24 protein-coding genes are annotated in these 21,750 nt (G+C 30.9%); 9 read left to right on the forward strand and 15 right to left on the reverse strand.

The window, feature by feature from the left end; all coding sequences use genetic code 11:
- Positions 1 to 237 precede the first annotated feature (237 nt).
- The 4 genes from DL91_RS08495 to DL91_RS13670 all read right to left on the reverse strand — a co-directional run bounded on the left by DL91_RS08495 (position 238) and on the right by DL91_RS13670 (position 2,462).
- Positions 238 to 1,053 (reverse strand): DUF6282 family protein, encoded by an 816-nt coding sequence (locus DL91_RS08495; RefSeq protein ID WP_048191080.1) that lies wholly within the window; start codon positions 1,051 to 1,053, stop codon positions 238 to 240.
- Positions 1,022 to 1,567, reverse strand: coding sequence for a FumA C-terminus/TtdB family hydratase beta subunit (locus DL91_RS08500; protein WP_048191081.1), 546 nt, complete (start codon positions 1,565 to 1,567; stop codon positions 1,022 to 1,024). Before DL91_RS08500 ends, DL91_RS08495 begins: the two co-directional genes overlap by 32 nt.
- 244 nt (positions 1,568 to 1,811) lie before the next feature.
- Positions 1,812 to 2,204, reverse strand: a complete 393-nt coding sequence (locus tag DL91_RS08505) for a hypothetical protein (protein ID WP_048191082.1) — start codon at positions 2,202 to 2,204, stop codon at positions 1,812 to 1,814.
- 96 nt (positions 2,205 to 2,300) lie between these two features.
- The gene (locus tag DL91_RS13670) at positions 2,301 to 2,462 is read right to left on the reverse strand and encodes a hypothetical protein (RefSeq protein WP_197050634.1); all 162 of its coding nucleotides are present in this window, start codon (positions 2,460 to 2,462) and stop codon (positions 2,301 to 2,303) included.
- A 439-nt stretch (positions 2,463 to 2,901) separates the two neighbouring features.
- Between DL91_RS13670 and DL91_RS08510 the strand changes: the two genes are divergently transcribed.
- Positions 2,902 to 4,725 carry a DUF2070 family protein gene (locus tag DL91_RS08510; protein ID WP_048191083.1) on the forward strand — a complete coding sequence of 608 codons (1,824 nt, stop codon included), beginning with the start codon at positions 2,902 to 2,904 and terminating at the stop codon, positions 4,723 to 4,725.
- 83 nt (positions 4,726 to 4,808) lie between these two features.
- Here DL91_RS08510 and DL91_RS08515 read toward each other — a convergent pair whose 3' ends face one another.
- Complete coding sequence (locus tag DL91_RS08515) at positions 4,809 to 5,114, reverse strand: DUF5379 family protein (protein ID WP_048191084.1); 306 nt, start codon at positions 5,112 to 5,114, stop codon at positions 4,809 to 4,811.
- A gap of 66 nt (positions 5,115 to 5,180) precedes the next feature.
- Here DL91_RS08515 and rqcH point away from each other — a divergent pair, with 66 nt between their 5' ends.
- Positions 5,181 to 7,163 (forward strand): ribosome rescue protein RqcH, encoded by a 1,983-nt coding sequence (gene rqcH / locus DL91_RS08520; RefSeq protein WP_048191085.1) that lies wholly within the window; start codon positions 5,181 to 5,183, stop codon positions 7,161 to 7,163.
- Positions 7,164 to 7,208: 45 nt separating this feature from the next.
- Here the strand turns inward: rqcH and DL91_RS08525 are convergent, their stop codons facing one another.
- The 7 genes from DL91_RS08525 to DL91_RS08555 all read right to left on the reverse strand — a co-directional run bounded on the left by DL91_RS08525 (position 7,209) and on the right by DL91_RS08555 (position 13,700).
- Complete coding sequence (locus tag DL91_RS08525) at positions 7,209 to 7,514, reverse strand: Zn-ribbon domain-containing protein (RefSeq protein ID WP_048191086.1); 306 nt, start codon at positions 7,512 to 7,514, stop codon at positions 7,209 to 7,211.
- Positions 7,498 to 7,881: a DUF2073 domain-containing protein gene (locus DL91_RS08530; protein ID WP_048191087.1), complete on the reverse strand. Its 384-nt coding sequence runs from the start codon at positions 7,879 to 7,881 to the stop codon at positions 7,498 to 7,500. The genes DL91_RS08525 and DL91_RS08530 overlap by 17 nt, the downstream gene beginning before the upstream one ends.
- Before the next feature lie 14 nt (positions 7,882 to 7,895).
- Positions 7,896 to 8,531 carry an Era-like GTP-binding protein gene (locus DL91_RS08535; protein WP_048191088.1) on the reverse strand — a complete coding sequence of 212 codons (636 nt, stop codon included), beginning with the start codon at positions 8,529 to 8,531 and terminating at the stop codon, positions 7,896 to 7,898.
- 607 nt (positions 8,532 to 9,138) lie between these two features.
- Positions 9,139 to 9,837 (reverse strand): metal-dependent hydrolase, encoded by a 699-nt coding sequence (locus DL91_RS08540; RefSeq protein ID WP_048191089.1) that lies wholly within the window; start codon positions 9,835 to 9,837, stop codon positions 9,139 to 9,141.
- A complete protein-coding gene (locus DL91_RS08545; RefSeq protein ID WP_048191090.1) occupies positions 9,834 to 11,111 on the reverse strand; it encodes a DUF308 domain-containing protein in 1,278 nt (425 codons plus the stop codon). The genes DL91_RS08540 and DL91_RS08545 overlap by 4 nt, the downstream gene beginning before the upstream one ends.
- A 445-nt stretch (positions 11,112 to 11,556) precedes the next feature.
- Positions 11,557 to 12,405 carry a hypothetical protein gene (locus DL91_RS08550; protein ID WP_369792074.1) on the reverse strand — a complete coding sequence of 283 codons (849 nt, stop codon included), beginning with the start codon at positions 12,403 to 12,405 and terminating at the stop codon, positions 11,557 to 11,559.
- Between the two features lie 149 nt (positions 12,406 to 12,554).
- Positions 12,555 to 13,700, reverse strand: coding sequence for a UDP-N-acetylglucosamine--N-acetylmuramyl-(pentapeptide) pyrophosphoryl-undecaprenol N-acetylglucosamine transferase (locus tag DL91_RS08555; RefSeq protein ID WP_048191091.1), 1,146 nt, complete (start codon positions 13,698 to 13,700; stop codon positions 12,555 to 12,557).
- Between the two features lie 235 nt (positions 13,701 to 13,935).
- Here DL91_RS08555 and DL91_RS08560 point away from each other — a divergent pair, with 235 nt between their 5' ends.
- Complete coding sequence (locus DL91_RS08560; RefSeq protein ID WP_048192663.1) at positions 13,936 to 14,109, forward strand: class III signal peptide-containing protein; 174 nt, start codon at positions 13,936 to 13,938, stop codon at positions 14,107 to 14,109.
- A gap of 116 nt (positions 14,110 to 14,225) precedes the next feature.
- Here the strand turns inward: DL91_RS08560 and DL91_RS08565 are convergent, their stop codons facing one another.
- Entirely contained in the window at positions 14,226 to 14,789 is a 564-nt protein-coding gene (locus tag DL91_RS08565) for a hypothetical protein (protein WP_048191092.1), read from the reverse strand.
- Positions 14,790 to 15,197: 408 nt separating this feature from the next.
- On the opposite strand from DL91_RS08565, the gene DL91_RS08570 reads away from it, so the two are divergent.
- The 3 genes from DL91_RS08570 (at position 15,198) to DL91_RS08580 (ending at position 16,048) form a co-directional block, all read left to right on the forward strand.
- Positions 15,198 to 15,371 carry a class III signal peptide-containing protein gene (locus tag DL91_RS08570; protein ID WP_048191093.1) on the forward strand — a complete coding sequence of 58 codons (174 nt, stop codon included), beginning with the start codon at positions 15,198 to 15,200 and terminating at the stop codon, positions 15,369 to 15,371.
- Between the two features lie 309 nt (positions 15,372 to 15,680).
- On the forward strand, positions 15,681 to 15,854 hold the full coding sequence (locus tag DL91_RS08575) for a class III signal peptide-containing protein (RefSeq protein ID WP_048191094.1): 174 nt from the start codon (positions 15,681 to 15,683) through the stop codon (positions 15,852 to 15,854).
- Between the two features lie 26 nt (positions 15,855 to 15,880).
- Entirely contained in the window at positions 15,881 to 16,048 is a 168-nt protein-coding gene (locus DL91_RS08580; RefSeq protein ID WP_048191095.1) for a class III signal peptide-containing protein, read from the forward strand.
- Positions 16,049 to 16,151: 103 nt separating this feature from the next.
- Here DL91_RS08580 and DL91_RS08585 read toward each other — a convergent pair whose 3' ends face one another.
- Entirely contained in the window at positions 16,152 to 17,741 is a 1,590-nt protein-coding gene (locus DL91_RS08585) for a glycosyltransferase family 39 protein (protein ID WP_048191096.1), read from the reverse strand.
- Between the two features lie 225 nt (positions 17,742 to 17,966).
- Between DL91_RS08585 and DL91_RS08590 the strand changes: the two genes are divergently transcribed.
- Positions 17,967 to 18,602, forward strand: coding sequence for an acyltransferase (locus tag DL91_RS08590; protein ID WP_048192665.1), 636 nt, complete (start codon positions 17,967 to 17,969; stop codon positions 18,600 to 18,602).
- Between the two features lie 11 nt (positions 18,603 to 18,613).
- Here the strand turns inward: DL91_RS08590 and wecB are convergent, their stop codons facing one another.
- Entirely contained in the window at positions 18,614 to 19,690 is a 1,077-nt protein-coding gene (wecB, locus tag DL91_RS08595; protein WP_048191097.1) for a non-hydrolyzing UDP-N-acetylglucosamine 2-epimerase, read from the reverse strand.
- 56 nt (positions 19,691 to 19,746) lie between these two features.
- On the opposite strand from wecB, the gene DL91_RS08600 reads away from it, so the two are divergent.
- Together DL91_RS08600 and DL91_RS08605 are read left to right on the forward strand one after the other, a co-directional pair.
- A complete protein-coding gene (locus tag DL91_RS08600; protein ID WP_048191098.1) occupies positions 19,747 to 20,691 on the forward strand; it encodes a glycosyltransferase family 2 protein in 945 nt (314 codons plus the stop codon).
- Positions 20,692 to 20,703: 12 nt separating this feature from the next.
- The gene (locus tag DL91_RS08605) at positions 20,704 to 21,708 is read left to right on the forward strand and encodes a glycosyltransferase family 2 protein (protein ID WP_048191099.1); all 1,005 of its coding nucleotides are present in this window, start codon (positions 20,704 to 20,706) and stop codon (positions 21,706 to 21,708) included.
- The last annotated feature ends 42 nt before the right edge of the window (positions 21,709 to 21,750 follow it).

Below are 21,750 nucleotides of genomic sequence, written 5' to 3' on the forward strand. Positions count from 1 at the left end.
ATGTTATACTTAACTATATGTCTAACTTAAATTGTTTATATAATCTTCTGGAAAATTTCATCTCCAATTAATTATTAATAACTATTACAAAATCTAGGGATTATGTTTTACAAATTATATTAAACAAAAATTAATCAATATTTATAAGATTATATGTTTAACATTTACAATTGATTTATAAATTTGTAAATATCTATTTTTTTCATTGAATTACAAAAATCTAACTTGAAACTATATTTAGCCCAGTATAAGTTTCTGTGGATTCACACCACACATTAATTTAATCTCATCCATTGAAATACCATATTCAAACATGGTACTAATAAACATCTTCAAACCATTAACAGGAAGAGGGTTATGGATTTGACCAAAATCTGTAGCCATTAAACATCTCTTTGCACCAATTTCCTTTATTGAATCTCCAATTATCATTGGATCGAGGTTATCGTGCATCTCCATACAAGCAACAAAACAGTGTTCTAAATAAGCATAACTAGCCATTTCCACTTGTTCATCTATAGTTGCACCAACTACTCCAGTTAATGGATGATTAACAATTATCTTCCAAATTCCCAGAGTCTTAGCCATATCTATCAAACTAAATATATCTGATGGTTTCATATGTCCCGTTCCAATAACCATGTTATTTTCAGCAACTACATGCAATATCTCTTCAATCTTAACCCAATCCATTTCCATGGTTGGATATGAAACTGTTGGAAACCAAACAAATCTACCTCCAATTTCAGCGGAAGCTTTGACAGCTTCGGGATTTAATCCTCCAACACTATTATTGAGTACCACACCCCCAAAAACTGGAAAGCTAGCCACTTCAGAAGCAATGATTGCCCTACCTGATGTTGGTTCTAAATGAGATTTTAAAACTATTGAATGCATTTTCTCATTTTTAGCACTCAAAACAGCTCCAATATCTGTTTGTAATCTGGGTTTAATATCCGGACTTGTATGAATATGTGTATCTGAAAGGTTCTTCAGTGGATAGTCTTCATCAGAAAATTCCTTAATATGATACTCGTTTTTTAACTTCGTCATAGAGGTTTCCCCCTGTTGAATCCATTGTAACAATTAATGGCCCAAATTCTTTAACTTCCAGTTCCCAAACTGCTTCAGGAACACCAAGATCAAGCCAGTGAACACTGTTAACCTTCACCACTGATTTAACATATAGTGCTGCACATCCACCAACTGCTGATAGGTATGCTTTTTTATTTCTAACCAGAGCCTTTGAAGTCTCTTCATCCATACCACCCTTTCCAACAATAAGCCCTGCACCCATGTCTAAGATTTTATGTTCATATGGATTCATCCTAGTGCTTGTTGTAGGGCCAACAGCAATCATATCGTATTTATCATCTGTTTTTTTTATTATAGGACCTGCATGAAAAATAACAGAACCTTTAATATCAATTGGAGATCCTTTTTCAACCATTCTTTTATGGGCACTGTCTCTTGCAGTATAAATGGTTCCTGAGATGTAAACAATATCTCCAATCCTTAAATTTGCTGTTTCCTCCGATGAAATTGGGGTTTCAAGTTTCACATTCATAGATTCACCTTTTATCAATCCTAAGTTTATTGTTGAATATTTGGGAAATTTCAGTTATTAACATCTTATCTTAGAAAAAACCTAAAATTCTTGAAATATATTGATAAGAACATATATGAGAACAAATTGGATATACTTGACTACTTAAAAAAAGAATTTGATAAAAACTTCAAGAATTATCTCTGATCATAAAAAATTATCCAATTGGTACAATAAAATATATGATTATTAAATTTGGATAAAATTACATTTGTGAACCGCTATTCGGGCTGTTAAAACGGTTTATATTCAATTTTTTTGTTTTTCTATAGTTTAAAGATTGATTTATTCTTTCATAGAATTTTTTAAACCTGTTTATATGGATTATAAATAGTTCCTTGGTTTTGTCAGCATCTTTAGGCATTATTCGATTAGGAATGATTATTGTGACTTCTATTGATAATGTTTGTAGTGATTCATTATATTCTATTTCAGAAGTCATGGAGTATTCATTATCAAGATATAAGTTTTGATTGTTTAATCTGTTACTTATAAATCGATATTGTTCTCTGTTAACTCCTGTATCTACAAATTTAATTACCATATCGGTTGCAAAGGGTTTATTTACTTTTATTTCACATTCATTAAATTTTAACATTTATTGGTCCACCAATAATAATCTAGATTCATATCAGATATAATTAATGTACATTTTAGATTTTTGTGAAAATTATCACAAACATATCAACATACACTAATTAAGATTTGTTACCCCCATTGCTGTACCCTCGGGTTTTTCTGATTTATATTTAAAATAAATCAGTGTATTGAATGGAATTATTATAATATTAAAATCAGAAACATCTTTTGTAATTTCAATAATTTCCTCTTCAGAATTTATGTGTATTGAAAACAACCTTATTTTCTCCAACTTCATAAATTTTTTCACAATCGGAAGTTGTAACTTTCAATTTAACAGCCCAGCTCATTAAATCACCAATAATACTTTGATCTAAATATCAAATAAATTTTTAAAATAGAAATTTATGATTATGTGATGATACTCACAAAATATTAGTCATAAAGTGCAAGTGTAAAACCAAATTATTGGATAATTAAAACTTATGAAAATTTAGAAAATAAAAACATATACAATTTAGATTCTCATTTTTAGTAATGATGGGAGTAAGAATAATAATCTTTTAACAGTAAATAAATGATGTATATAACTATAGAAGTACTAACATAATGATATTCAACTTCATCATCAATAAAAAAAAATTAAAGATACAAATATTATATATAAATTTAATATAACCATTAATAAATAATTTCTACTACTATCGAGGTAAATTATGGCAAGTTCTGACAGAATAATGGGTTTAAGCAAATACATTGTTACCCTTCCCGGCTCAACCTTTTCAGTTGCAAGTATGGTCTTTTTAAGTTTTATTTTAGGTGCTATTGTTTCTGCATTAGAACCAAGTCCCAATTATTCACTTTTATACAGTATTATATACGGAGGCGCTGCAGGATTTCTTATATTTGGTTTAACATCCATAATGAGTGGTGCTGTAACCCAACCAATGATCAACACCCTTGAAGGTAGACACATGAAGATGAAACAATCCATGTTTCTTTCACTTCTATCTATGTTGATAGTGGGTTTTGTTTACTTTATAGGAAGTCTAATCTCATCATTTACAATTTACAGTTATACCATCGACGCCCTTGTCTATGGATGTGTGATTATATTTGCAATAAGAATCCTAGTATTATGGGGAACATCCAATATCAACTTTTTTAAATCATTACCAGCTGCAGCAACCCAACCTGCGCTAATATTAAGTATGGTAATTGTAATTGTATCATTAACCAGCATAACAACGAATATTGGATACTTCAGTATACTTGCATTACTGATAAAAATTGTTATAGCTTCCTTAATTCTTGTGGTTGCCATATATTCATTTGTTGTGATAATAGAATCCCCAATGAAAAGAAATCTTGGAGTTGGAGGTTTGGAACTCTTAAGCCTATTTTTAGCCCATGTTACAGAAGGTTCAAATTCTCTTGAAGGACTTTTTGAAGATATGGGAGAACCTATAGATACTATAATAGGAATAATGGCCTTCAAAAATAAAAATGGATTGAAAGCAATCTTTTTAAGTCCAAGTGTGCATCCAGGACCAATAGGAAACATAGGCGGAGGCAACATGCCCACGCAACTAGCAAATAAATTTGAACCATTTACAATGGTATGTCATGGCCCTTCTACACACGATTTCAACCCAGTATCAGCAAAGGAAATATCTAAGATAGAAAAAGTAGTCAGAGACACTTTAGAATCTTTGGAATATTCTAATAAAGCAGGTAAATTCTCAAGGGTTCAAAGCGGAAATGCAAAAATAGGTGCCCAATACTTTGACAACAATTTGGTACTACTTGCTACCATGGCTCCTGAAGGATTTGATGATATGGACTTTGGTGTTGGTCTTGCACTAATAAACCTTGCTAAAGCAAAAACAGGGGCAGAAAATGTGATATTAGTAGAATGTCATAACGCCTTTAAAGGTGATGGTGGCAGGATACTACCAGGTAACAAAGAAGTTTTTGAGCTTATGGATGCAGTAGAAAAGCTTCAATCACCTGAAAAGCAAAATAATATCAAAGTTGGATGTGCATATGACCCAATGGATGACGTGAGCAAAGACGAAGGTGTGGGAGAAAGTGGAGTTAAAGTAATGGTATTGGAAGTGGATAATCAGAAAACAGGTTACATCCTGCTTGATTCCAACAATATGATAATTGGATTTAGAGAAAGAATTCTGAAACATTTAAAGGATATTGGCCTAGATGAAGCAGAAATTCTCACATCTGACACACACTTTGTAAATGCTCTTTCAGGCGGTCACAATCCAGTTGGAACTAAAAAACAAGATGTGATACTTGAACATATAATAAAATCTACAGAAGATGCAATGAAAGACCTTGAAGATGTTACAGTTGCTTGTGATGTTTCAAGGATAAAAGATTTAAAAACTCTTGGACCAACACATGCAACAGAACTTGTAACAACTATAAGTTCCATAGTAGCTGTAAGCAAAATATTTGCACCTCTCATATTTATAATAGCATTTTTATCTGCTTTTATATGGATATTTTACTGGGCGCTCTAATAATCAGCTCAGTTTATTCATATTAAAAAAAAATGAAGACATTAAGAATAATTATTTAAAAAAAACAGAAAAAATGGGAAAATTTATTTCCCAGCTGGAATTGGCGGCACAGGGTTGATATTAAAAAGTAGAATCCATAATACTATCCATATGAATAGAAACGGTACAATTCCACTCCAAAGCCATCCTTTAAATCCACCAACAGCTTCTTTACCAAATATTCTCTCGGAAACCTGTCCGGATATGTAAAGAACCACAAGGGCTATTAATATTGCAATGGCCTCATTGTTAATTCCACTTATTAATCCAGTTGTTAATGCAAACGATAAAAAAGCCGCTATTATTCCTCCAATTACATGTATGATCGTTACTTTAGCATCTACATCCATAATCTTTTACCTCCAAATATGTTTATTATTAGTCTCTTGTCATAAATAAAACCATAAGGTGTTCCAATGAAAGCCATGTCCAATGTTGATATTTACGCAATTTGCAAAGAATTAGGAGAACTGTTAAAGGATGCCAGGGTTCAAAAGGCATACCAACCAACCAAAGATACTGTACTTATACGGTTCCATGTGCCTTCTAAAGGCCGTGTTGATGTGATCTTTCAGGCTGGTTTACGAGTACATACGACCCAATATCCCCCACAAAACCCCAAAGTTCCACCAAACTTCCCTATGCTTCTGAGAAAGTATATTAAAGGAGGCCGTGTAACTGGAGTGAGTCAACACAACTTTGATAGGATTATGCGGATCGATATCCAGAAGGAGCATAAATTTTCATTGGTTATAGAACTCTTTGCTAAGGGTAATATAATACTTTTGGATGAAGATGATCAGATCATTCTACCTCTGAAAAGAAAATTATGGCAGGATAGAAAGATATCCTCAAAGGAGGAATACAAATATCCGCCTGAAAGGGGTATTAATCCGCTTGAAATTGAAAAAGATCAATTAAAAGAAATATTCCAGAATTCTGATAGAGATATAATTAGAACTCTTGCTGGAAATGGTCTTGGTGGCCTGTATGCCGAAGAGATAATATTGAGATCCAATGTTGATAAAAAGAAAATGGCTAGTGAAGTAACTGATGATGAAATTAATGCACTGCACAGCGCTCTAAATGATGTTTTCAAACCCATTAAAACATATGATTTCCATCCACAGATAGTATCTGGAAAAAAAGACGATGTTTTACCTCTTGATCTTCAGATGTATTCAGAATATGATAAAAAAAGATACGAAACCTACAATGAAGCTTCTGATGAATTCTACAGTAGCATAATTGGTGAAGATATTGTACAGGTACACGATGAAGTATGGTCTGGAGAAGTTGGTAAATTTGAGAAAAGACTAGCAATACAGTTGGCAACTCTTGAAAAATTCAATAAAACTGTAAAAGATTCCAAGATAAAGGGCGAAGCAATATATTCCAATTATCAAAATATACAAAATATTATAAATATTATAAATGAGGCTAGAGAGAAACATTCATGGCTTGAAATCATTTCAATCATAAAAAAAGCTAAAAAAGCTAAAACTGAAGGATTGGAAATCATTGAATCAATAGATAAAATGGGCGTTTTAACATTAAACCTTGATGGAATCATAGTTAATATTGATACGGGATTAGGCATTCCTGAAAATGCAGAAGTATATTATAATAAGGGTAAAAAAGCTAAAAAGAAAATTAAAGGAGTTAATATTGCTATTGCTAAGACTGAAGAGGAAATTAAAAAAGCAAAAGGTAAGCGAGAAATAGAAATGGAAAAGGTTTTAGTACCTCAGAAACGGGTTAAAAAGGATCTTAAATGGTATGAAAAGCTAAGATGGTTTTTAACATCTGATGGTTTGATGGTTATTGGTGGCAGGGATGCAACAACCAATGAAATGGTTGTTAAGAAACATATGGAAAACCGTGATATCTATTTCCATTCAGATATACATGGTGCTGCATCCATTATTCTTAAGGCAGGTAAAGATGAAATTCCAGAATCAAGTATTAACCAAGCTGCTGCATTTGCAGCATGTTTCTCGAGTGCATGGGCTAAAGGCTTAGGTTCTGCTGATGTTTACTGGGTTCATCCCGAACAGGTATCAAAAACACCACAATCAGGTGAATTTGTTACTAAAGGGGCTTTCATAATACGAGGATCACGAAACTATATCCGAGGACTTCCATTAACACTAGCAATTGGTAAAGTAGATTACGAAGGAGAAAGAATAATGGCAGGACCTCCGGAAGCAGTATCTAAATATACTGAAAATTTTTCATCTATTAAACCGGGTTATACTAAAAAAGAAGAGATAGCAATGCAGATAAAAAATAAGATAGATACAGATAAAATGTTCATAATTGAAGATGTTGTCCGTGTTTTACCTTCTGGAAAATGTGATTTTGTAGATAAAAAGGGTTCCAAAAGAAAAAGGAGATAATATCTTCATTGATTAATATTTTAAAAATAAATTTGTTGGAGAAAATTACATCTTCTCTTTATCTTTCATTTGTTTTTTTAGAAGAAAATTAATGTCTATAACGTACATTCCTTCTTGATCAGAAATAATTATAGAGTCATCCTCTAATAAAGAAGGTAAATTTAGCTCGTATATACCATGTTCTTTTATCATTATGGTTTCGATTGAGTCTCCCTTTATCTCTTGTATTTCTGGTTTTTTTCCCTTTTGATGGAATTCAAAGAATTTACTACCACACTCAGGACATCCTTTAAGGATTACTTCCTCTGAGTTGATTGTAAACTCTGATCCACATTTAATGCAACGATGCACCTGAATCACCGAGGTTGGCAATCATGGACAGGAAGTTTGATCTCTTCTTGACTGCCTTCATTACATTTGCAGGACCAATAATTGTTATTCCTATTGTTTTCTTTTTTGAAAGCCCAAAAAATGAAGATTTGTCCTTTTCTAGGGTGTATATATCAATTCCCATGAAATTTTCAACATCAATTTCACGCATTGTAGTTTCAATAAGTTCTGCCTCTTCTCCAGGAGTGAGACCACCCTCTATAACTACCAAATCACCGTCTTTAACCTTATCAACTATCATGGAAATTTTTTCCATACTTGTTCGGGTTTTTAGTGCATCCGATGATAGAAAATCCATTTTTAGAGCATTTGGTTCTGTATTATCCATTTTAAAACCCCTAATTAATTAAATTTATCAACCATTGCCTGATAAAGATCGGCTGTATTTTCTCCGTGTAATGCTGAAACTGGTACAACTGTGTGTTGTGGAAAAACAGAAGTGATTCGCTCAGAGGAAGCTTCAGGAAGGTCGATTTTGTTGGCTACAATAACAAATGGTATTTTACGTGCTTCAAGATTGCCCATTATTGTAATATTTGCTTGAGTTAATGGATCTTGTGTGGCGTCTACTACCAAAAGCACACCTGTAACATCATCTAACCATTTTATAGCTTCAATAATTCCTTTAGTTGCTTCTTTTGCTCTTTCTTTTGCTTCTTCTTCTGATAAACCAAATTCTAGGAAATTTTTATAGTCTATCTTTGTTGCTATTCCCGGAGTGTCAACAATATCGAAGTCTAGTTCTACTCCATCATATTCAATTTGAACACGTTCTTGTCTGTAAACACGTCTAGTTTCATGAGGAATCTCGGATACAATGCCTAATGGTTTACCAATCCAGTCATTTGTCATTGTATTTGCTAGTGTTGTTTTACCAGAATTGGGGTGTCCGTACAAACCGATTTTAAGTTTTTTATCCTTGCCAATAAGCTTGTTGAAGATGTTTTTAAAAAAGCTACGTCTGAAGAATTTCCGCATGTTTATCACTCTTATCAACTCACAATGATTAAGACATTAGACCATAAGAATATACTTAATCATCTAATGGTATTATTATTTTCCTTTATGAATCCCACTGTACCATTCTTGTTTATTAGTTAAACCTTAGGGTTTATATAAGTTCTGTTTTTGACCCTTAACATAATACCATATCTTCAATAGTATTTTGGAGACTTGATCACATTAGAGGCCATAGTTAAACTATACCAACAAAAGTTGATGAATTAAAATGTTAAATTTATTCCTGTTTTAATGATAATACTAAATAATAATAAGGAATTAAATCCAATAAAATTAAAAAGATATTTTGAAATAAAATCTTGATAGCCTAGATATTCAAATTTAAAATAATAAAATAAAATTTATCTTAAAGTAGGAGAATACACCATCCATGAGGGTGGGGATGAATCCAACCACAACATATAAATAATAATTAATACCTATTACTAATATAGTATGCGATAGCCAAGTATACTAAACTTAATCTAATCAGTACCGTAGGAACTACGGGAATTAAAGCTTCTCTGAGAAAGCACAATAGTGGATTCCATGAAGGAAGAAGCCCATTCCGAAAGGGAGGGGTAGTTCACTCCTTGTAACTATCACCAGGATTTAATATTATAACTTCAACATTTCTATTTGACTTTCTAACCATATCCGAATATTCCAATGGGTCTTGTTCTATAGCCGGGTATGTGTTGTAATGCATTGGAATAATTATCTCTGGATTAATCCATTCTGCAGCTATAGCTGCCTCAAATGGACCCATTGTATAACGATCTCCAATAGGCAACATTGCGATATCTGGTTGATATATATGGCTAATCACATATCGCATATCAGAAAATATTCCTGTGTCTCCTGCATGATATATCTTCCTTCCATTTTCCAGTTCCAATATAAAACCCGCTGAACTTCCACCTGCATCAACCTCCTCAATAAAATCCATATCAGAGGAGTGTAGTGAATTGACCATTGTAATTTTAATATCCTGAATTTTTGCTGATCCACCTATGTTCATTCCTAATGTTTCAAAACCCAGTTTTGAGAGGTAGATAGAAAGTTCATGATTGCAGACTATAATTGCTCCTGTTCTATTGGCAATTTCCATTGTATCTCCAAAATGATCTCCATGACCATGTGATACTAATATAACATCGGCATAAAGTTCTTCGACTGTGACAGGGGATATTGGATTGTTGCTAATAAACGGGTCAATTAGAATCCTAAGATTTTCATCTGTTGTTATCTGAAATGCTGAATGTCCCAGCCAGGTAATATTCATTTTCTGATCTCCATGTCTAAATCCTTTGAAATTTCCCATGCATCTTCAAAAAGTCTTTCAATTTCCTCAATGGACTTCTGGTCCTTGTACATAACACCAACCTCAAAACTCTCATAGATCGGGTCTGTTGATATAATAAGACCATTTGTATTGTCTGATACAACTGCAACTGTGTGTATGTGGGGCATTGTTCTGATCTCAACTTTATTTTCAATTAAAAGTTTAATTAATTCTACAGAAGTATCATCATCTAAGCTAGCTTCCTGAATTATCATTCTACTCTGTGTATCCATAAATTTTTTTAATATAGAAACATCAATGTTCCTGATCCATGGATACATCATTAATATTTTGTTATCTGCCTTCGAGATTGTGTCTTTTAATGCATCCTGTACATCTCCAGCATCAAAGGACCATATGATGCTTGGCTCCTGTGATTCAGATTTCAAAGTATCCAGAGTACCTTTAAATGAATCTAATCTTTCATCAATAATACTCTCAATATCCTTTGCATTTTTAATATAATTCTCCTTCAAACGATTCAATCTGTTTTTAACAAATTCCTGTTCATCTTTTTCCTTGGATTTAGAACTTTTTAATTTAGAAACGTCAATATGTTTAGGAACTGGCTTAATTTTTTCCTTTTTATCTGGTTTTTCATCTGCACTTTCCTTAAGGAGAACAGGTTTTATTGGAGGAACACCAACTTTAGGTTCTGTAGCCTGAGATATGGGAGCCTTCTTTTTTGGTTTTTCCATCGACAATTCAGGAGGAGTAGTTGTTTTAAATGTTTTTTCAGATTTAGGTAATACTTCTTTAGACGTTTGGTTAACTTTTTTAGGTACAGGTCTTGATGTGACAGGAGTAATCTTCTTCATTGGTTTTTCTTTTTCAGATTTAGATGGTATTACTGGTTTCTTATCATCCGCTGAAATGGGTTTAGTTTTCACTGGCTTAATTTTTTTTGAAGATTTAGTTGGTTTGGCTGGAGGTTTTATATTTTGTCCTAGTTTTTCTATTGCACCCTTTTTAGCTTTTCCTGTAACTGGTTTAGGTGCCTGTTTTGGAATTTTATTTTTTGGTTTAGAAGTTTTTGATCTTGACAGATCAATTTTGCTAGAAAAAAATACCATCATAATAATACCAAAAACAGAAGAACACAATCCCCCAAAGAAAAGTCCGAAATTAGGGGGAGTAGAAAAACCAAAGGACATTCCATAAAATCCTGCAATAAGCAGTAGACCTCCAAAAACCGTGACGAGTAAATTGATCATCCTTTACCTCCCAATAATATTGTTACCCCAGATATGTTATCACCAATGATCAAAATGTCTAAAATATAAATGAATCACTATTCTTGATAATAACTATACTTTTTTAATGTATAATATTATCTATTAAGTATTTAAATAGTAGGTTATCTCCATTACTCCTATTATAATTCAATCATAACTCAACCAAAATCGAGTAGGCTATTGGAAAAAAGATATGTACTGATTTTGAAAAAGCATAGATTATTATCAATTGTAATTGAAAAATTGTCAATTAATTTAATAGTATCTTGATTAATGGAGATTCTATTTTGATATTTCATCAGTATCAAAAGATTACTACAAATAACTCTTATTTTAATAAAATAAATGATATATGTCCTAATATCTTTATTTATTCAATATTATTTGATACAAGTATTCAAAAGTAATGCATTCACAATTTATGCTAATTTTCTTCTTGATATTCTTTTTCTGAATTTATGTTCCATATATTATCTTTGGATTTTACATTATTTATTATGTTTTCAACTGCAGTCATTGCAGTGAGCATAGAATGGTCCATATTATTATAGCGGTGCATTCCGTTCCTTCCAATCAAAAATAGGTTTTCAAACTGATCTACAAAATCCTTAATAGTATCAAATTTATTGTAAGTACCGAAATATGCAGGATAGGTTTTTTGAACTCTAATTACAACATTGTCAATGACATCGTTACCATCAATAATGTTAATTTTTTCAAGTTCATTAATTGCAAAATCCTTGAATTTTTCATCAGACAAATTCCACATTTTATCTCCTTCATTGCAAAAATATTCAAGACTTATCCAAACTTTTGAATCGTCATTAACAAGATAAGGACTCCAGTTATTAAATATTTGGATTCTGCCCATTTCAACATCTCTTTCTTGTATATATATCCAATTATCCGAAACTAAATCATTTAAAGTTCTTAGTTTGGTCTCATTTTTTATCTTGAGCTTAGTGAGAAGTAACCCAACAGTGATAAAATCACGGTATATCAAACCATTGGCCACTTCAATAACATCTGCAGGTAAATTTCCTTCAAAAGCATTTATTATATCTTTAACAGGCATTGATGAGAAAAAATAGTCTCCTTCAATCCTTTTTAATTCACCTGTTGATTCGTCATGGACTTTAATTGCAACTATCTCCCCTGAATTGAACTCTAATCCAACTACATTACTATTATGGTGTATTTCTCCACCATTTTCTGTAATTATTTCTCCAACTTCTTCCCACAGTTGACCTGGACCATATTTGGGATATATAATTACTTATTAAGCTTGTTTCAATATTCCTTTGGGATAAAATATTGTATTGTGTAAATCTTTTTTTAAAAGCGTGAAAGACAGCATTTTTAATTGAAAGTCCTTTATATATGAAAAACCAGAATTTTATCAATTTTAAAATTTACAATTCATCAATAATCCCTAGAATATGCCATAATGATCTTAACAGCATCTTCAGTTCCATTGTACTTTGAAAATTTTTCTTTGACTAATTCTGTCCTATTGATTATCTCTTTATCATTAATCAAATCATTTATATCCAATGCAATTTCATTTGGGCTTAAATGTTTTATATTCTCTATAATGGATATCCCATATTTTTGAAAATTCAAAGTGTTTTTAATCTGCTCAGAATGGTTATCAATGGGAATAATAATATTTGGGATTCCAAGTGACATTATCTCCATAATTGTTGTGTGGCCAGCAAGGCTTACAATTACGTCTGATATTTTCATCCAGTCCATCATATTATTTAAATACTCTTTTTTTATCACTTTATGAGATTCTTGGATAAAATCAGCTTTTATTTGTGGACCCGTAACAATTATTAACTTGTCACATTCGATCAGTGATGATGCTTCACAAATTAAATTCAACAATTCTTTTCCAAAATCGCTTCCACCTACTGTTACAAGAACGATAAGGTCAGAATTTTTGAATCCAAACTTATTTCTAAGATAATCCTTTTTGTGCATTTTTTTTGGATTAACTTTAAGAAATGGTCCAGTGTGAACTACAATTTCACTCAGTTTTTGAGGTATTTCTATAGAACCAGGAACATCTGGTATCATTATTACCTTACAAAGCTTGCAAACATCTTGAAAAAATCTTTTAAGACCCGTTTCAAGATATTCAATACTTTTTTCATTGGGATAAATATTTGATATGTTTATTGTAAGTTCGTTTGTAACCATAATACATGGTACACCAAGTATTTTAGCTGTTATTGGAACTGAATAATGTGAGTCTGCTATTATTATATTGGGTCTAATTTTTTTAATGATCTTTGATTCATGGTATATACTTTTCAAAAATATGTATGGAGCATCAATTGATTTTTTAACTGTGTATTTGATATCAAATCCCCCATCTCCATAAAATTTGATATCTGGAAGTTTAAGTGTTTCATATTCATGAAATGCTTTCAACATTTCATATCCTGAACCATAGCTTGCAAAAAATACTTCAACACCTTCTTCTTCTAATTTTCTAGCAATTGCTATACAACGTGATGAATGACCCAAACCTATACCACAAGGCATTATAAGTACTTTCATAGAGTAATCCTCATAATATATAAAAAAATATTTTGAATAATTATAGATAATATGATCAGAGTTTATTTAATTGATTATGTTAAATTTATAAGGTATTATCAGAAGTAAGTATCGATTTTGGATTTAAATCTTAATTACACTTTTAATTATTAGAAAAACTTATATGATCTTATCAGGATATTAATAATATAAAATTGCGGATATTGATTATATCAATAATTAGGGGGATTTTATGATGGACTTAATTAAAGACGAATATGGACAAGGAGCTGCAGAATACATTTTGCTATTTGGAGGAGTAATTGTTATTGCAATAGCTGCACTCATGATATACAGAAGCTATTTCAATCCTGGTATTAACCCATTTAATTCATCACAAGATATTAGTAAAGTAAGAAGTAGCGTATAATATTTTTTAAATTTTACTTTTTAGTCTTTTTAATAGACAAATTATTTATTTCCATCAGATAAAAAATCTACATAAACAATATCCAATTAAAAAAAACTATAAATGAATTGTAGAAATTAGTCCTGTGCTTCCATGTAATTAAGTATATCCTCAAAAAGGTTAACAGACCCCTCTTCATTGCTAAGGCTCCATGAAAATTTGTTAATCAAAATTCTCTTCTGTTCCTCTGACTGAGAGTATATATGGAAAATGGTTTTATTAAACAGTGAGTCAAGATCTTCATGAAATTCGAAGGAATTACGGGATTTAAGATCATCGATCTTGTTTCTGAAGTTCTTTTTTAATTTGGAGGAGGCATTTCTTACTTCGTTAACATCACTGCTTTCCAACAGTTTAATGAGAGTTTCTATTTCGACAAAATCAGTTTTCATAAGTCCAAAAACGATTCCCTCAGGTTTGATGGATTGAATCCTCTTCACATCATCGTAAATACTGAAATCATAATTGGTTATGTATATCTTTTTTTCCTTCAACAAGATCATCAAAGATTCATTTAGAGTTTTATCCGATGTTGAACGTTCAGATTTCTTTCTTATGGTTTCTAGGAGCTCTTTTTTTGATAGTTCTCTACCATCAAGAAGTTCAAGAATTATTTCCTTCATATTATAATTTTTTGGCATGCTTTGACACTTAATTTTTTGTTATGTGATATTATGCACATAAACCTATATAAAAATATCAATTTGTGTCATTAGTTGGTTTCAAGACATAACAATAATAAAAAAATTAATATAAGTCAATCATGTTGACATAATATTACCTTCTTAATTTTTTTCAATAATAAAATTTGTCAACTTAAATTAAATTATAAACTACTATAACTACTTAATTTACTTATAATGGCAGAAATTAAGCTAATTATAAATAGTTTTTATGAACGAATCCTTAATGATTTGTTTTTTTGTGATAATTAGAACAATATTGTAACAAATATTTATAAAGGAGGGAAAAATAAATTAATATATGGAATAGATTAGAAGATTGAGATTTGTTCCAAGGTATAGAGTAGCATGATGGGGGAGATACAAATGGAAATTTTAAAAGACCAAAGTGGACAGGGAGCAGCAGAATATATCCTTTTATTCGGCGGGGTTATTGTTATAGCTATAGCAGCACTCTTAATATACAGAGCATACTTCTCAGGCAATGCAGACGTCAACGCTTCATCGGATATCTCTACTGTTAGATCAAGTGTCAAATAAGGAAGAATATAAAATCTTAAGATTAATGTAGTCTCATTGAACTTACTCAAATGTGATCTACATTATTTCTCTTTTATGTTTGTTTAAACATGACCTTTCAAGGATTATTTTTAAAAATTAATACAAATAATTATTATTTGAACTATTTATTCATCATTAATAGGAACAAAGCATTAAATAAAAAAAATTATCCTTTATAAAAAAAATAATTCATAGAGTAATTATTGAATTAGATTGACTGCATTGTAATAAATTTATATATAGTAGAACATATATTATAATGTTAAATTTAATAGGAGGAAAAAAACCATGGAAATAATGAAAGACGAAGGTGGACAGGGAGCAGCAGAATATATCCTTTTATTCGGCGGGGTTATTGTTATAGCTATAGCAGCACTCTTAATATACAGAGCATACTTCTCAGGCAATGCAAACGTCAACGCTTCTTCGGATATCTCTACTGTTAGATCAAGTGTTAAATAATATTAAAGAAAATGTGGAACATGTTAATGGATGAAAGTGCACAAATTAGCGCCGAAATGATCTTAATTATGGGTGCCCTATTGGTACTTGTGATAGTTGCAGGCGGATTTATTTTTAATATTTCACAGCAAATTGCTACTAGTATCGGCAATGTCCTTAATACTGCAAGAGACAGTACAATTAACAGAATGTAACCCATTAACATTTTTTCCAATTTTTTTATTATTTTTTAAAAATTTTACCTTCAATTTTAAGAAAAGCTATTAATTGATTTAATGCAATTAAATTACTTTTTTGCTAATTATTTTCTAGTATCAAAGAATAAATTCTCAACCCCGTTATTTCTCCATTGCTTATCTCACGGTATCCGGATAAGTTTAGTACTTCGGTTTTATTCCATACAAAGTAATAAGTAATGTTATTATCCTTTAGTTCTAGGTTTAAGTCTTTTGAACTATTGATAGGGGTCGTTCCATAATATTTAACATTTAAATAGTAACAAACTGTTAACATTCCCATCCATTCATCATTTGAAGCAATATTTCCATGAATTCTATAATCAGATTTCAATGTATTGCTCAAATTGTATAGTCCATCATTTGGAGTTGCATAGTAAGTTATTTCGAGAGCTGGTTGAATAACAAATGAAAATACTAATAGGAATAATAAAATATTTCGAATATTTGATGTTAAGACATTATCTTTGTATAATATATCAATCATGTAAAAACCTGAAACCATTAACAAAATAAATATGAACCACAAATATCTCCATTCAGGAATGATAAGACAATATCCTCCAATATAAATCATCATGGTGATTAATAAATACGTCAATATTCTTGTAGCTACTATGTTATTCTTCGATTTAAAAATAACAAACACCATGGATAGTAATATCAAAATAGATATAGGCATGATTGATTGAATAATTTTAAATGTGTAAATTAAATTAGAATATACCAACTTCAATTCGTATTGAATATCTTTCTGTGACTCCAGTGGATTCCAATGATCTATTTTTAAATAAGAAATGTCATCCCAGATACTTATACTAGTATTGTTTGGGGGTTTAATTAAGCCAATATAATAAATAGGGACAGATCCATGTTCTAAAAGATTTACTTTATATTCTGGACCTACCATTGCCTGATTATATTCTCCTGCAGTGGAAATTGTAATTTTCCCATATTTTTCACTAATAGTTCCTATCCATAGACCACTTATTATTGAGAATACCAATAATCCCATAATTAAGTTATTTAAAACCCTTCTTTTATCCATTCTCAAAGCCTTTTTAAAAAAGATTAGGTTAAATAAAATGAAAGTAATCAAAAAAAATGGAAACGCAAAACTTTTGGTCAAATAAGCTAAAGATCCAACAAACCCACACAATGCACCAGAATACCAGTTATTATAATATTTCGAATCAAATAAAATGCTTAGATAATATATTAGTAAACAAACTAACAACAAATCAGGAGTGTTAAATACCAATGAAAATAATACTATAGCCGGAATCATAGCAAATAAAATAGATCTTTCAACAGTGGTATTCATCGCAAGAATACGGGAAAACCTCCTAACACTAATAAAAACAAAGAATCCAATGATTATAGACACAATTTTAGAGACGTATACAGCATATTGTGGGTTAGATCCAAATAATAAAAAGGGAGTTATTAACCAGGAATAAAATGGACTCCAATAACCATTAATAGAATTTCCCAAATTACCCGCAGCATATCCTTTTGCAATATTGATGTAAGAAATTTCATCTCCACCTATTCTATATTGAAAATATTGAAACAAATAAGCCGTTAGGACTATATACACAAATAAAACAAGGATAATATCCCAATTATTATATAAATACCCATTTTTCATTTATTGCCTCTATTTATTTAAATTTTATTTAAATATATTTTATATAAATAATATTGAACTAATTAAAGTTTAAGTGTAACTCAAATAGTTTGATGAATAAGAAACATCATAAATAATAATAATAAACATAATATATTTGAAAATAAAATAAATTAATTAAAATTTTAAAGTTAGTAATTAACAGATAGTATGTCACCATTAAAAAATATTTTAGGAACTAGGAATATGGCAAAATTTAGAAGTTTATTATTCGGTGAAAATCCGCCTAATGTTAGTGAGAATTCATCGAAAACAATAGATGGTTCAAAAAAAGATAGCAATATCACAATTGGCCTAAAATATAAAATGCGATCAAAAAATCCCATAATAGGGAAAAATGCACTTATTCGTTCTAATTCCATTATCTACAATGATGTAGAAATTGGAAACAATTTTAAAACAGGTCATGGAGTGACTATAAGGGAAAAAACAACTATCGGTGACAACGTCCTAATTGGGACTAACACTGTTATAGAAGGTCATTGCTCAATTGGAGATAATGTTAATATCCAATCAAATGTTTATATCCCAACAAATACAATTATTGAGGACTATGTGTTTATTGGACCTTGTGCATGTTTTACAAACGACAAATACCCAATAAGAGTAGATTTTGATCTGAAAGGACCTATAATCAAAAAAGGTGCATCAGTTGGTGCAAATTCAACTTTTTTATCAGATATAGAAATAGGAGAAGGAGCAATGGTTGCTGCGGGCGCAATTGTTACAATGGATGTACCTGATTATTTCCTTGCAATTGGTGCTCCTGCAAGAATAAAACCACTTCCAAAACACTTGAAAAAATTAAATAAAATAAGATAATTTGATTATAATTATTTAATATTATTTTTTATAATCGAAACAATATATTCTGAAGCATTACCCATTATATTTGAGGGAATTTCTATCATTTCAACTAATTTTTGATCATTATCAAGTAAATCCATGACACCTTCAACAATTTTCTCTTGATTGGTACCCAATAACAAGTTTTTACCCATCTCAACATAAACCATCCACTCTGTGTTGTCTCTTAATATCAAACAGGGAACATTTAAAACTGCACATTCTTCTTGGATTCCCCCAGAATCTGTCATTACAAATTTTGAACTTGCCAAAAGTTCAATAAAATCTTTATATCCCATAGGATCCGTTAATATGACATTTTTACCAATTTCCATTTGATGATCTTCAATAACCTTTCTGGTCCTTAAATGGGCAGGGAACAAAACCTTAATTTTATCAGAAATTATGTTAATTGCATCCAATATACCTTTTAATCCCCCGTATGATGTGTTTTCCTGCCTATGAAGAGTTAATAATATGTAATTTCCCTTTTCAAGCGAATAATCTGGTGTTTCATTGTTGAAAAGATCTTTAGTTCTTAGACATGCATCAACCGATGTGTTGCCTACTAGGTAAATTTTTCCAGGAGTTATGCCTTCGTTAATTAGGTTTTTAAAAGCATTTTCATCTGGTGCGAACAAAAAGTCAGAAATATGATCAACCATGATCCTGTTTATCTCTTCGGGCATTGTTCTATCGAATGATCTACAGCCCGCCTCAACATGAGCAACAGGTATCTGAAGTTTTGAAGCTGCCAATGCACCTGCAAGGGTCGAATTGGTATCGCCCTGCACAATTACAATACTGGGTTTTTCATCTAGAAGAACTTTTTCAATTTTCATAAGCATCTTTCCAGTCTGCTTAGCATGTGACCCTGACCCTATATTAAGGGTATAATCACAATCCCTGAGTTTTAGCTCCTCAAAAAATATTCTATCCATTTCATATGAATAGTGCTGGCCCGTGTGAATCAAAATTTGTTTGAAATCTTTATCTAAAAGTGTTATCAAAGTTGAAAGTTTGATTATTTCGGGTCTCGTTCCAAAGATGGTTGCTATTTTCATTTGTCTCTATGAATATGTGGAAAAGAATATATAATAAGCCTTTCTGAAAGATTACCATGAAGATATCTGTGATCATCCCAATGTACAACGAAGAAGACAATGTTCTAAGAACCCTGGTAGAAGTTAACATGGTAATGAAGAATTATGAAGACTACGAGATAGTTGTAGTAGATGATGGCAGTGCTGATGATACATATAGATTGGCAGAGGAATTTTCTTCAGACAATACCCATGTAAAAATTTATAAACAACCAATAAATATGGGAATGGGCAGAGCACTCCGCACTGGCTTTGAAAAGTCTGAAGGAGATATAATAATAACTATAGATGCAGATTTAAGCTACAGTCCCGAACATATCACAAAACTTGCCTCTGAACTCCTTAACGATGAAACTGTCGACATAGCAGTTGGTTCACCCTACATGGAGGGAGGAGATGTTAAAAATGTACCATTTATCCGGCTATTTATCAGTAAAATAGCCAATAAATTCGTTGGCTATTCTATGCCAGAAAATTTAAGCACTGTTACAAGTGTATTAAGGGCTTACAGGCGTGAAGTAATAGATTCAATGGAATTAGAATCAAACGGAACTAATATTAATCTTGAAATTCTTTCTAAAGCCATTGCAACTAGATATAAAATTAAAGAAGTTCCTGCAGTTTTAGAAGGAAGAAAACTTGGAAGATCGAAACTCAAATTTCGATCAAAAACCATTTCACATGTTTTATTTTCATTATACGAAAAGCCAATGATATTATTTGGCGTAATTGGACTTTTATTGCTTTTAATTGGAATTATAAGTGGAATCTATCTATTCTATGAATATTTATTAGGTACCCTCGATCCAACCAGGCCATTGATGTTATTTATGGTTCTAATGATTATCTCAGGAATTCAAATATTGATTTTCGGATTCGTTGCAACACAAATAAGCCTTCTTAAACGTGAAATCTATATAGTTCAAAAGGAAAACCGGTTATTAAGAAAAAAGTTTAAGTAAATCGGTGATATAATGGAAAATCCAAAAGTTGCTATAGTTATCTTAAACTGGAATGGCTGGAAAGATACTATAGAATGCCTTGAATCCATTTATCAAATAAATTACCCCAATTATAGGGTAGTTATTGTAGATAACAATTCTTCTGATGACTCTATTCAAAAAATAAAAGATTACAGTATGGGTAAACTGGAAATTAAATCTAAATTCTTTGAAAACAATCCAGATAACAAACCGATAGAAGTAATTGAAGATAATGAGTTTGAAATAACAGATTTTAACAATGATAATAATTTAATTTTATTAAAAAATGATATAAACTATGGTTTTGCTGAAGGAAATAATATAGGTATTAGATTTGCCCTTAAAATGTTCCATCCAGATTATGTTTTACTTTTAAATAATGATACAGTTACTGATAAGGACTTTCTAAAGGTATTGGTGTATGAAGGAGAAAAAGAGAAAAAAGTTGGACTTTTAGGTCCAAAAGTATATTATTATGACAATCCAAATGTTATTTGGTGTATTGGGGGGAAGATCGATTGGAAATTTGCCAGAGGGATAAATGTAGGGATAAATGAGATAGATAATGGACAGTATAATAAAAAAAAGAGTTTTGAATATATTAATGGTTCTGCTGTTCTTGTCAAAAGGAAGGTTTTTGATAATGTGGGATTATTGGATAAAAAGTTTTTTTTATATTTTGAAGAAGCAGATCTAGCTTTAAGGGCTGCAGAAAAGGGTTTCAACTGTCTTTACATACCTAAGGCTAAAATATGGCACAAAGTTTCCAGATCTGGTGGGGGAATAAGAAGAGAAATTGGGCTTTATTACATAACACGAAATAGATGGATCTTTATGAAAAAATGGGCACCGAAAGTAAATTTTTTAGTTTTTGTACCTATTCAAATATTAATGGCAATCATATTACCCCTTTCGATGAGCATATATTATAAAAATAATAAATTATTTCTAGTCTATTATAAGGGTTTGTTGGACGGTTTAATTAAGAGAATATAATGATAATTCAAAAGATTTAAGTCCATTTTTTGTAATTAATTA

It is taken from the genome of Methanobacterium sp. SMA-27, assembly GCF_000744455.1.
Classification (GTDB): domain Archaea; phylum Methanobacteriota; class Methanobacteria; order Methanobacteriales; family Methanobacteriaceae; genus Methanobacterium_B.